Genomic DNA, 12,602 nt, shown 5'->3' with positions numbered 1-12,602 from the left:
TTGTTAATTCGTCCAGTAGGGGAGAAAGAAAGAGTCATTTCAATTGACGTAATGAGAGGGTTTGCGTTACTCGGCATTTTTGTCGTTAATATGCTGTTTTTTCATAGTCCTTATATTTATATAAATCCATATACTTGGTTTCAAGTTCCAGGTGATTATGAAACGCATAAGTGGATTGATATTTTCGTGCAAGGTAGCGTATATCCGCTATTTTCCATGCTTTTTGGTTACGGACTTGCGATGCAGTTTATGAAGTCACAAGAAAAAGGGACATCTTTTAATAAGTTAGCCGTTCGTCGATTGTCCATATTACTAGTAATCGGGTGCATTCATGCGTTTCTCATATGGTCAGGGGATATTTTAATCACGTATGCAATTGCGGGATTTGTTTTGATATTAATGATTCGTTTGAAGCCAGTTTGGTTAGTATTAATAAGTGCGCTATTATTTTTAGTGCCTAACGGGCTATTAAATGGATTATTGTATTTCCTTGGAAAATTGGAGCCAGAAAGTTTGATTATTTATACTGCTATTCAAAAGATAGAGGAATCCATTGTTGCGTATTCACTTGGTTCTTGGGGGGATATTTTCTCGCAACGATTAGATGACTGGATCTATATGAGTGGCTATGGACTAATAGTTCTTATGATTTTATTCACGATTGTTCCGTTTTTAATGCTTGGAGCAGCAGCAGCAAAGCTAAAGCTAATCGAACGAGCACGAAGTTTGAAGGTATTTTGGATAATCGCCATTATAGTGGGGCTTGGAGCGGGAACGGCTATTAAGTGGTTGCCTTATCTCACAGAGCCAAACACGCTTACGATGACAGTACAAGATACATTCGGGGGACCACTTCAAGCCATCGCATACGCAGGTATACTGGCACTTGTATGTACAATCCCGTTCATGCAAAAACTGCTTTCTCCAGTGGCAAAAGCTGGACGTATGTCGATGACTATTTATTTAATGCAGTCGATTATTGCGACGACCATTTTTTATGCTTATGGATTTGGCTTGTATGGAAAAGTCGATATCACTACTGGAACATGGATGGCAGTAGGTATTTATGTGCTTCAGTTAGTATTTGCGGAAATTTGGTTTATGAAATTTAAACAAGGACCTGTGGAAGCATTGTGGAGAAAACTGACTTATCGAAATAATTTGTCAGAAAAAGATGAAAATGAAGTCAACTTGTAATAGACTAGGGATAAGCTATTAAACTACTTGAAGGGGCGGAGAAACGATGAAACTATTATCATATCGTTTAAATGATAAAATTTACTTTGGACCAAAAGTGAAAAAAGAAGAGGCAGTATGGGATGTATTAAGCATTCAAGAGACGCTACAAGTGTTACCTGATTTTCCAACTACTATCGTAGAAGGTATTGGATTAGGAATGGATTTTGTCGAACAAATTCGTAAACTGGTGGAAGCTGCATTGAAAGATGAAAATGTAAATACATTCAAAAGACAATTCACAGAAATTGAATGGTTATCTCCAATACCTCGCACACCGAAAAATATCATGGCAGTTGGAAAAAACTATGCGGATCACGCAAAAGAAATGGGTGGCGTAGCACAAGATTTTGTTGTTTTCACAAAATCACCAACTTCTATAGCAGCAGATGAACAAACACTTTCGATCCATGCGGATAAAACAGATGCCTATGATTATGAAGGGGAGCTAGCAATTGTCATTGGTAAAAAAGGAAAAGACATTCCTTCTAAACTTGCGTTTGATTACGTGTTCGGATATACGATTGCAAATGATTTAACTGCACGTGATTTGCAAACAAAACATCAACAATATTTCTTAGGAAAAAGTTTAGAAGGCTCTTGTCCTATGGGTCCTTATATTGTGACAAAAGATGAACTCCCACATCCGCAAGAACTTACAGTCGTAACAAAAGTAAACGATGAAATTCGCCAAAATGGTCAAACTTCTGACATGGTTTTTTCCGTCGAACAAATTATTGCAGAAATTTCTAAGTCCGTTATTTTAGAACCTGGAGATGTTATCCTAACTGGAACTCCAGCAGGTGTTGGAAAAGGATTCAATCCGCCGAAATTTATAAAATCAGGCGATATTGTGAAAGTTTCCATCGAAGGAATCGGTACTTTGGTGAACAAATTCGAGTAATATATTTCATTTAATGGTAGAATATAAATGATAATATACTCTCGAGGTGAAACAAATGAACTTTTTAGCATCGCCACATTTACACATTACAACTTGGGTAATTGCAATCATCTTGTTTTTAGTAGCATTAGCAATTACTAATCCAAAAGTAGTGCATATGATTTTACGCTTATTTTACATTTTAATCATTATTACTGGAATCGCGTTATTTATGAAAGGTATGGACTACGGTCAAGGAATGCTGTACGGATTGAAATTTTTAGCAGGTATTTTAGTCATTGGGATGATGGAAATGTCTTTAGTGAAAAAGAAAAAAGGAAAACCTTTTACAACTTTTGTCGTATTATTTTTCGTTTTCTTCTTCATCACACTTTTCCTAGGCTTCAAATTACCAATGGGCATCAACTTCTTAGCGTAAGCAAACGATGGGAATATCATTATTAATTTTTGTCGTTGTATTGATGATTATTTTTGTTGTTACTTCTTTGATGATCTCGCGTACACAAGCGGAATCATCAGACGAAGATGCGTTACATCATCATATTCTTCATCACACAAAACCACCAAAATAATTGGTGGTTTTTGTTATGTCACAGTTTGGACGAATTATCGGCTATTTTTAGGGCTTTCGTGCCGAAACGATGGCGATTACGAAAGAGCTTTGATAAAATAACTATGATATGTTTTGATTAATTATCTAGCATATGCTCTTTCCAAGATAGAGGAGGATTTACCTTGAAATTTAACAAGTGGCTAATGACCGGGTTACTCGTCAGTGGACTATGGATCACATCGACACAACCAATTAATGCCGAAGCAGACGCTTCTATACATAATGAAAGTATTTACGATTTATATGTGGATCGTTATTTCAATAAAGTAATTACGAATGACTACGATGTAAATGCAAAAGATCCAAATGCGTTTGCTGGCGGTGACTTTTTAGGGATTATCGAAAAAATGGACCATATTAAAGAGATGGGATTCACAACGATCTCCATCGGACCTGTATTCGCAACAGAAACCTATGATGGTAAGCGAATTTTAGATTTTAATACACTAGAAAAACGCTTTGGTACACCGGAAGAATTTCAACAGCTTATAAACGAAGCGCATAAACAACATTTAAAAATTATGATCGAATTTCCGCTAAACAATTACAGTGTAAATCATGTATGGAATGCGGAAACAGACTGGATACAAAGCACCGAAAATAATGTATTAACAGTCGATTTAACAAACGTAGAAGTCCAACAAGCACTTACCAATACATTGGTCGAATTTGCAAATACATATGAGATCGATGGTGTAAAATTATCTGCATTAAACGGAGCTCCGACATCATTTATCAACGATATGATTGCAAGTGTAAAAGAAGTGCGGGATCCAATGTATGTCATTGCACTAGAAGAATCGGATGCAAATTTTGACGTTCAGTTTTCCGATGAATTACTTGTACATTTTAGAGATGCTTTCAAAAATACGGATTTATCAACAGAAGGTATTGTTTCAACCGATTACAATGATTTACTACTAGTTGATCATCTATATACGGAAAGATTTACTTACTATAGTGCACTAGAGAATATGTTCCCGCCTACCCGTATTAAAACGGCACTCGGCGCAATGTTTACAATGCCTGGCGTGCCATACATGACATATGGTACAGAAATTGCGATGAATGGACAAAATGCCGGGGAAAGTCACCAAGTAATGAATTTTCGGGTAGATGAAGAGCTAATCGACTATATTAAAGACATTAATTCCGTTCGCAATAAATCGGAAACAATGCGATCTGGTAAAACAGAAATACTAGAAAATGAAAATGGTTATATTGTTTTCAAACGCTATTCAGAAGAGGAACAATTTATCGTCGTTATTAATAACACAAGCCACACAAAGCGAATTGATTTATCGAGTGATGTAGTTGGTGAAAATAAAGAGCTACGAGGATTATTCGAATCGGATATTGTTCGAGCAGACGATAACGGGGAGTATAGATTAGTACTTGATCGGGAAATTGTAGAAGTTTATCAAATAGCGGACCGTAAAGGGTTAAATAAATCGTATATTTTTGCTATGGGATTATCGTATGTATTGTTCCTTTCTTTTTTAGTAATCGTGTGGAAAAAAGGAAAGCAACGAAGAAACGAACAAAATAGCAAATAAAATTGAAAACTGCTGCCTAAGTCCATTGCTCTGGACATTGGCAGCAGTTTTTTTATTATTTATCTCTTAATCTAATTTATTTAAAAAGAATAATGCCAAAGTTCCGGGTCCTGTATGCGCTGCAATCGTAGACCCAATCATATAAATTTCAATACCTTTTGGTTGAAACTTTTCTTCAATCATTTGTTTTAAGGTAAGCGCTGTTTCTTCATCATCTCCATGACTAATCGCAACTATTTGCTCGTCAAAACGTTCGCCGCGTTCTTCCATCACTTCAATCATGCGTTTGATCACTTTTTTACGCCCGCGGATTTTTTCAATAGGTACTAGTTTACCATCCTCCACATGAAGAAGAGGCTTTATATTAAGCAAACCTCCGATAAAAGCACTTGCTTTAGAAACTCTTCCGCCTTGTGCTAAATAATCTAAATCTTCTACTGTGAAGAGGTGCTCCATATGCTCGGCTTGAAATCTAATTTTTTCTTCGATCGTTTGTAAATCCAAAGCTTGTTCTTTTAAACGAACTGCCTCTTTTACTAGCAGCCCATAACCTAGAGATGCGCATTTAGAATCAATGATCGTTAATTTTAAATCGGGATATGTTTCCATTACCTGTTCTCGCATCATAACTGCCGTACTATAAGTTCCGGAAAGTGCGGAAGAAAAGGCAATATACAAACCTTCTTCTTCCGATTTTGCTAATTCCTCAAACACACGTAAAAAGTTTTCTGGAGAAGCTTGTGAAGTTTTTGGGTGGGCTCCATTCCTAATTTCTTCATACACCTGTTTCGAATCAATTCCAATAATGTCTTCGTATTCTTGCTCGCCGATATGCACTCGAAGTGGGAATAACTCTACTTGATGTGATTCATAAAAAGATTTAGGTAAATCACTAGCACTATCTGCAAATAATTTCATTTTTATCCCCCTAAAACGCTACTTTGTTTTAACTTTAATCTCTCTATTAAGAAGTCAGCGATACCATCTTCATTATTTGTTTTCGTTATTTCATTTGCAATGTTTTGCAATGGTTTGATTGCATTTCCCATCGCAACTCCAACTCCTGCGTACTCAATCATTTCTAAATCATTGTCTTCATCACCGAAAGCAATAATTCGTTCTTGCGGGATGTCCAAATAAGAGGAAACATGAGCTAGGCCGACTGCTTTGTTTAAACCGTGGCGAACAATTTCAATGACGTCCCACGGCGCACCCCATCTACGGTGATCGATCACTTCAGCATGGACATCTCGTAAATGTTTGCGCACTAAATCGACCGAATCATCTTCTGCATGAATAAGTAAACTCGTAGGGTCTTTTTTTAAGAAAGTACGTAAATCACCTGTTGTTATGTTAGGATTGCCGAGTGCAAATGCGGACATCATTTGTTCATCATGATAATGTAAAAAGACGTCATCTAGCACTTCTGCAAGCATGTTTTTAATCGAGTATTCTTCCACAGCTTCCACTACTTCTTTAACGACTTTCAATTCGATTGGTTTGTGTACAGTTTGCCACGATGTATTCATAGGGTGATGTACAAACGCTCCGTTAAAATTGACAATCGGTGTAGTTAAACCAAGCTCTTTGTAATACATTTCACTCGATCTATACGGTCTTCCAGTAGCAATCATTACTTCATGGCCCTGTTCTTTTGCTTGAAGAAGTGTATTTTTCGTTTTTTTCGATATAACTTTTTCATCTGTTAATAAAGTTCCATCTAAATCTAATACTATTAAATGACGTTGCAATTGAAAAACTCCCTTCTATTCTTATATAAAGTGTATCGTGTTCACATAAGAAGGTCAAAATGTATAGTTTAAGCTTTTTGTAAATATTGAATTGCTTTGTTAATATAATAATATATACAGGAAGGTGGGGAAAGTAAATGATTGTCCAACAAGAATCATGGCGGAATATTCCTTTATTACATATTTATCATGAAGAAACGCAAAATAATGCACCAATCGTTCTTTTTCTACACGGTTTTGAAAGCGCAAAAGAACATAATCTCCATTATGCCTATCAACTAGTACACGAGGGGTGTCGTGTTATTTTACCTGACGCACATTTACACGGGGAACGAGATGAACAATTAGACCAAGTAGAAATAAGCCTGCGTTTTTGGGAAACGGTATTAACTTCAATCGAAGAAGTAGGCATTTTAAAAGAAGAACTTGTAAAACGTGGTTACTTAACCAATCAGAAAATCGGGATTGCTGGAACGTCAATGGGTGGTATTACAACGCTTGGTTGCTTAACTGCTTATCCTTGGATAGATGCTGCGGTCATTTTAATGGGAACTCCAGGCTATGTGGAGCTTGCGAAAGCACAGATGGAACAAGTGGAGCAGAAGGGCTTTCAAATACCATTAAATGCGGAAGAAAGAGAAAATATGCTCGAAACGTTAGCTACGTTCGACGCAACAAACCAAATGGAAAAATTAAAGGACAAGCCGCTGTTTTTCTGGCACGGGGAAAAGGATCCAGTTGTCCCTTTTTCACCTACCGCTCACTTTATTAAAACATTTGAAGAAGTATATGGAGATCAGACGATTGAATTCATGAAAGAAAAATCAGCAGGACATGCCGTATCGCGCAAAGGAATGTTAGCAGCAACGAAATGGTTTGCAAACAGTTTGGCATAAGTACTACTTGTTTGTTATGATGAATGAAAGCGATAAAGGAGGATTTTAAATGGATCAAGATATGAAAGACAGCATGATGGCTGCACTTGAAAATGTTATTGACCCTGAGTTAGGCGTTGATATTGTCAATTTAGGTTTAGTATATGATGTAGATTTGACAGAAGAAGGTACGGCAAACGTTACAATGACGCTAACTTCAATCGGATGCCCGATGGGACCAATGATTGTAGATCAAGTTAAAACGGCACTCGGTGAATTACCGGAAGTGAGTGAAACAGAAGTAAACATCGTCTTCAACCCACCATGGTCAAGAGATAATATGTCAAGATACGCAAAAATTGCTCTTGGTATTAGATAATGAAACAAAGCGCAAGGCATCTCGTGTAGATGGCCTTGCGCTTTTTTATGTCAAATATCAAGCTGGCTGTGGAATTAAATGGTGAAGGGAAACCGAATTGTGTTGAAAGCAACCAAATCAACCGCCGAAAGCAACCAGTTCGGAAGTGGAAGCCACCAATTAACCGGTGAGAGCAACCAACTTTAAAATAACAAGCATTGTTCCTATGAGATAGCGTGCGAAGTGTATATTGAGAGGAAAAAAGTGTCAAAGGGCAACCAGCTAACGTTGAAAGCCACCAATCAACCTCCGAAAGCAACCAGTTCAGAAGTGAAAGCCACCAATTAACCGGCGAGAGCAACCAACTCCAAAATAACAAGCATTGTTCATATGAGATAGCGTGCGAAGCGCATATTAGAAGGGAAAAACTGTCAAAGGGCAACCAGATAACGTTGAAAGCCACCAATCAACCGTCGAAAGCAACCAGTTCGGAAGTGGAAGCCACCAATTAACCGGTGAGAGCAACCAACTCCAAAACAACAAGCATTGTACATATGAGATAGCGTGCGAAGTGCATATTAGAAGGAAAAAAGTGTAAAAGGGCAACCAGCTTGCATTGAAAGCAATCAATCATCCGCCGAAAGCAACCAATTCGGAAGTGGAAGCCACCAATTGATCGGTGAGAGCAACCAACTCCAAAATAACAAGCATTGTTCATATGAGATAGCGTGCGAAGCGCATATTAGAAGGGAAAAACTGTCAAAGGGCAACCAGATAACGTTGAAAGCCACCAATTGACCAGTGAGAGCAACCAATTCCTAAACGAAAGCAACCAAATCCTCCACAAGAGCAATCAACCCCAAAATAAAAAGCACCTCCCTATGCAAAAGCATGAAGAGTGCCTTCATTAATCGATGCGGCAAATATGTAATGGACAATTGTCGCATTCGACTTCGGTACGTAAAAATTGCAGATCATGAATCGTAATAATCCCTTTATCGAAAGAAATGATACAAAGCTTTTTTAAATCATTTAGCATACGATTGACGACTTCTCTGCTCGTTGCACAAAAGTTTGCTAATGCTTGATTTGTTAAAGTATAGTCAATGATTATGCTACCATCCATTTGTTCGACGCCATATGTGTTAGAAAGGCGGATTAATGTAGAATAAAGCGCGCCTTTTTTGCCATGTAACAATAAGTCTCTAAAACGAGTTTCATTTTTTAAGTTATGGGTTTGAATAACTTTCATCCATTCCATTATTAATAAGGAAGAGGCGGATAGAAGTTTTTCGAGCAGATTACGGGGTATTACTAGTACATGAGTAGGTTCATTTGTGTGTGCCGAAACGGAATGATAAATAACTTCGCAGAAAACTGAAGTTTCCCCGATAAACGAATTTGGACCAGCAATACGAATAGTTAACACTTGGCCACTTTCTGTATCCTTTGTTATTCGGACAGAACCTGACTGGATAAGATAGACATCTTCCGAACGTTCTCCTTCTTGGAAAACAGGACGGTTTTTTTCTATTTTATGAATGGAACCAAATTGCTCAAATAATGAATAAATACCTTGTGGCGATGAAGTATTATCGTTCATATAAAATCACAACCTTTCCATCGATAAGATAATAATAGCATATTCACTATACGTATAGAGTTAAATTCACTTTTCTTTACAAATTTCATAAGGGGAGATTATAATTATATTAGTCAAATAAGGTCAAACAATTTCAGGAAGGAGATGTTTGGTTATGCAAATGAAACAACAAGATAAAAAAAGCCCTTTAGAAACGTACGGACGTAACCTAGTTACTGCAGTGAAAGAAGGAAAAATGGATCCGGTTATTGGACGAGACCAAGAAATCAGAGATGTTATACGAATATTATCAAGAAAAACAAAAAATAATCCGGTGTTAATAGGGGAACCAGGTGTTGGGAAAACAGCGATTGTAGAAGGACTAGCACAACGTATTGTCCGAAAAGACGTACCAGAAGGATTAAAAGAAAAAGAAATTTTTGAACTAGATATGAGTTCGTTAATCGCGGGTGCGAAATATCGCGGAGAATTTGAAGAGCGTTTACAAGCTGTTTTGAAGCAAGTGAAAGATAGCGAAGGGCAAATTATATTATTTATCGATGAAATTCATACAATCGTCGGTGCTGGTAAAACGGACGGTGCGATGGATGCTGGTAATATGTTAAAACCGATGCTTGCTCGTGGGGAACTACATTGTATAGGGGCTACCACATTAGATGAATATCGCATGTATATTGAAAAAGATCCTGCACTCGAAAGACGATTCCAACAAGTATTAGTTCGTGAACCTTCCGTGGAAGATACTGTTTCTATTTTGCGAGGATTGAAAGAACGTTTTGAATTGCATCATGGTGTTCGCATTCACGACCGCGCAATTGTTGCAGCAGCGGAACTTTCGAATCGTTATATTACCGAACGCTTTCTACCAGACAAAGCAATCGACTTAGTTGATGAAGCATGTGCAATGATTCGAACAGAAATCGATTCGATGCCACAAGAGCTCGATGAAGTAACGAGAAAAATGATGCAATTGCAAATCGAAGAACAAGCTCTCATGAAAGAAAAAGATGCTGCAAGTCAAAAACGTCTAGAAATATTACGTGAAGATTTAAAAGAACTAGAGCATTCTTCCAGTGAAATGCGCAACAAATGGACAGAAGAAAAAGAGTCTATTCAAGTCATTCAACAAAAACGAGAAGTATTGGATCGTTATCGAAGAGAATTAGAGGAAGCGGAAAATAAATATGATTTAAACAAAGCAGCTGAACTGCGCCACGGTAAAATTCCGACATTAGAAAAAGAATTACATGCTTACGAAGAACAAGTGAATGAAGACTCGGGCACTAGATTGTTACGCGAAGAAGTAACAGCAGAAGAAATTGCATCCATCGTTTCCAGATGGACAGGAATTCCAGTGACGAAACTTGTGGAAGGGGAACGTGAAAAACTACTCCGATTAAATGAGACGCTTGGTGAAAGAGTGGTTGGTCAAGACAAAGCAGTGCAATTAGTAACAGAAGCTGTTTGGCGTGCAAGAGCAGGCATTAAAGACCCGCACAAACCGATTGGTTCCTTCTTATTTTTAGGTCCAACTGGTGTAGGGAAAACGGAGCTTGCGAAATCCCTTGCTGCTAATTTATTTGATTCCGAAGAGCATTTTATCCGCATCGATATGTCCGAGTATATGGAAAAGCATAGTGTTTCTCGACTTGTAGGAGCTCCTCCTGGATATATTGGCTATGAAGAAGGCGGTCAACTAACCGAAGCTGTACGTAGAAATCCATATTCAGTCGTACTATTAGATGAGATTGAAAAAGCGCATCCAGATGTGGCGAATATTTTATTGCAAATAATGGATGATGGTAGAATTACAGATAGCCAAGGTCGAATCGTAAACTTTACAAATACCATTGTTATTTTAACTTCCAACATTGGCTCACAATATTTAGCAAATACTACAGGTGTTGTTGGTGAAGAAGAAGAGGCATTAGTAATGGCCGCTTTACGTGAACACTTCAAACCCGAATTATTAAATCGTTTGGACGATATTATTATGTTCCATTCACTTACTATGCATCATTTTGAAAAAATAGCGGAGAAGTATGTGAAGCAGCTCCAAAATCGATTAAAGGAGCAAGAAATCACATTGCAAGTGGAAGATTCCGTTTTTAAGTGGATTGTAGAAGAAGGTACAGACGCTGCATTTGGTGCAAGACCATTGAAACGATTCATTCAACGTCATGTAGAAACAGCGGTAGCAAAACTGTTAATCGGCGGTACCGTACTTCCGGGTGGAACAGTAGTTGCTTCCATTGAAGATGGGGAACTAATCATTAAATAATCGCAAGATAGGGACTGCAAATCGCAAAATCCCTGTTCACCAGCGGTTCTTTATAAAAAATTTCCTTTTTTATTCCAAAAGCAAAAATAAAACAGCTCCCAATATCGGGAGCTGTTTTTTAGTGTTGTTCTTTTGGAAGTGGATCGTTTGGAATAATTGCAACAATGATAAAAATCATAATTGCAACTGGTATCGACATAATTAGTCCGTTTTTAAATATAAAAGGTACAGCTTGTACAGAACTTACTACGTAATTTAACATGGAAACTAAAATAACCGACCATACTAATGTCATAATATATTTCATATAATTTCACCTCAGGAACTAATTTTTACTATTTGTATCATACCATAACAAAAGACTTTACAAAAGAATAATTAAAGAAGGAAACTCTGTTGTTGAAAAATGTTCATAAATTCGTTATTATTATTACCAGGTACTAATAATAGATTATAAGAAAAGAGGAACTTTCATGAATGCAGGAATTATTGGGTTAGGCACATACTCACCTGAAAAAGTATTAACAAATGAAGACCTTGAAAAAATGGTAGATACATCTGATGAATGGATTCGTACAAGAACTGGTATAGAAGAAAGAAGAATTGCAGGAGATGACCAAAATACATCACATTTAGCGTTTGAAGCGGCTAAAGAAGCGATTAAAGATGCAGGGATTACTGCTGACCAAATCGGACTTATTTTAGTAGCTACTGTCACACCGGATTATACGTTTCCAAGCGTTTCCACTATGCTGCAAGATCAGCTTGGCGCGACAAACGCAGCTGCAATGGATGTTTCAGCAGCTTGTGCTGGATTTATGTATGGATTAGTGACTGCAAAACAATTTGTAGAGTCTGACACTTATTCTCATGTACTTGTAGTAGGTGTAGAAAAGCTTTCTAAAATTACAAATTGGGAAGATCGTAATACTGCAGTATTATTCGGCGACGGTGCGGGAGCTGCTGTTGTAAGTAAAGTTTCAGAAGGCCGCGGCATATTATCATTTGAGCTAGGTGCTGCTGGAAGCGGCGGTAAACACTTATTACAAAACGGACCATATTTAGAGATGAATGGCCGTGAAGTATTCAAATTTGCTGTGAGACAAATGGGTGAATCAGCAGTGAATGTAATAGAAAAAGCGGGACTTTCAAAAGAAGATATCGATATGTTAATCCCACACCAAGCCAATATTCGTATAATGGATGCATCACGAGAAAGATTAGGATTACCAGAAGAAAAAATGTCTAAAACGATACACAAATATGGGAATACATCATCTGCATCTATCCCACTTTCCTTAAAAGAAGAAGTAGTAAATGGAAAAGTAAAAGATGATGACATCCTTGTGATGGTAGGTTTTGGTGGCGGCTTAACTTGGGGTGCCATTACGTTAAAATGGGGAAGATAATTAATGAACTTAGAAA

Annotated in this window: 13 protein-coding genes; 9 read left to right on the top strand and 4 right to left on the bottom strand. The window is 37.5% G+C overall.

Translation table 11 applies throughout. The annotated features are described in order from the left end of the window. The 5 genes from FG383_RS04615 (at position 1) to FG383_RS04600 (ending at position 4,309) form a co-directional block, all read left to right on the top strand. Positions 1-1,197 (top strand): DUF418 domain-containing protein, encoded by a 1,197-nt coding sequence (locus tag FG383_RS04615; RefSeq protein WP_142605683.1) that lies wholly within the window; start codon positions 1-3, stop codon positions 1,195-1,197. Positions 1,198-1,243: 46 nt separating this feature from the next. Then, positions 1,244-2,140, top strand: a complete 897-nt coding sequence (locus FG383_RS04610) for a fumarylacetoacetate hydrolase family protein (protein WP_142605682.1) — start codon at positions 1,244-1,246, stop codon at positions 2,138-2,140. Positions 2,141-2,195: 55 nt separating this feature from the next. Continuing rightward, positions 2,196-2,558, top strand: a complete 363-nt coding sequence (locus FG383_RS04605; protein ID WP_142605681.1) for a YisL family protein — start codon at positions 2,196-2,198, stop codon at positions 2,556-2,558. A 7-nt stretch (positions 2,559-2,565) separates the two neighbouring features. Beyond that, the gene (locus tag FG383_RS20825) at positions 2,566-2,712 is read left to right on the top strand and encodes a hypothetical protein (protein ID WP_185907846.1); all 147 of its coding nucleotides are present in this window, start codon (positions 2,566-2,568) and stop codon (positions 2,710-2,712) included. 163 nt (positions 2,713-2,875) lie between these two features. Next, on the top strand, positions 2,876-4,309 hold the full coding sequence (locus tag FG383_RS04600; protein WP_142605680.1) for an alpha-amylase family glycosyl hydrolase: 1,434 nt from the start codon (positions 2,876-2,878) through the stop codon (positions 4,307-4,309). A gap of 66 nt (positions 4,310-4,375) precedes the next feature. Here the strand turns inward: FG383_RS04600 and FG383_RS04595 are convergent, their stop codons facing one another. Both FG383_RS04595 and FG383_RS04590 read right to left on the bottom strand, forming a co-directional pair. Beyond that, positions 4,376-5,227, bottom strand: a complete 852-nt coding sequence (locus FG383_RS04595; protein ID WP_142605679.1) for a DegV family protein — start codon at positions 5,225-5,227, stop codon at positions 4,376-4,378. A 2-nt stretch (positions 5,228-5,229) separates the two neighbouring features. Continuing rightward, entirely contained in the window at positions 5,230-6,060 is an 831-nt protein-coding gene (locus tag FG383_RS04590; RefSeq protein WP_142605678.1) for a Cof-type HAD-IIB family hydrolase, read from the bottom strand. A gap of 137 nt (positions 6,061-6,197) precedes the next feature. Between FG383_RS04590 and FG383_RS04585 the strand changes: the two genes are divergently transcribed. Together FG383_RS04585 and FG383_RS04580 are read left to right on the top strand one after the other, a co-directional pair. Then, entirely contained in the window at positions 6,198-6,956 is a 759-nt protein-coding gene (locus FG383_RS04585; RefSeq protein WP_142605677.1) for a prolyl oligopeptidase family serine peptidase, read from the top strand. 49 nt (positions 6,957-7,005) lie between these two features. After that, positions 7,006-7,314: a metal-sulfur cluster assembly factor gene (locus FG383_RS04580; RefSeq protein ID WP_142605676.1), complete on the top strand. Its 309-nt coding sequence runs from the start codon at positions 7,006-7,008 to the stop codon at positions 7,312-7,314. 886 nt (positions 7,315-8,200) lie between these two features. Here the strand turns inward: FG383_RS04580 and FG383_RS04575 are convergent. Continuing rightward, positions 8,201-8,896 (bottom strand): Crp/Fnr family transcriptional regulator, encoded by a 696-nt coding sequence (locus tag FG383_RS04575; RefSeq protein ID WP_142605675.1) that lies wholly within the window; start codon positions 8,894-8,896, stop codon positions 8,201-8,203. A gap of 154 nt (positions 8,897-9,050) precedes the next feature. On the opposite strand from FG383_RS04575, the gene FG383_RS04570 reads away from it, so the two are divergent. Beyond that, positions 9,051-11,177 carry an ATP-dependent Clp protease ATP-binding subunit gene (locus FG383_RS04570; RefSeq protein WP_142605674.1) on the top strand — a complete coding sequence of 709 codons (2,127 nt, stop codon included), beginning with the start codon at positions 9,051-9,053 and terminating at the stop codon, positions 11,175-11,177. Positions 11,178-11,295: 118 nt separating this feature from the next. Here the strand turns inward: FG383_RS04570 and FG383_RS04565 are convergent, their stop codons facing one another. Next, positions 11,296-11,484, bottom strand: a complete 189-nt coding sequence (locus FG383_RS04565; protein ID WP_142605673.1) for a YjzD family protein — start codon at positions 11,482-11,484, stop codon at positions 11,296-11,298. Between the two features lie 166 nt (positions 11,485-11,650). On the opposite strand from FG383_RS04565, the gene FG383_RS04560 reads away from it, so the two are divergent. After that, complete coding sequence (locus FG383_RS04560) at positions 11,651-12,586, top strand: beta-ketoacyl-ACP synthase III (protein WP_142605672.1); 936 nt, start codon at positions 11,651-11,653, stop codon at positions 12,584-12,586. Positions 12,587-12,602: the final 16 nt, after the last annotated feature.

It is taken from the genome of Psychrobacillus soli, assembly GCF_006861775.1.
Taxonomy (GTDB): Bacteria; Bacillota; Bacilli; order Bacillales_A; family Planococcaceae; genus Psychrobacillus; species Psychrobacillus soli.
Note: the sequence above shows the minus strand (reverse complement) of the source record. Positions and strands in the feature narration are given on the sequence as shown.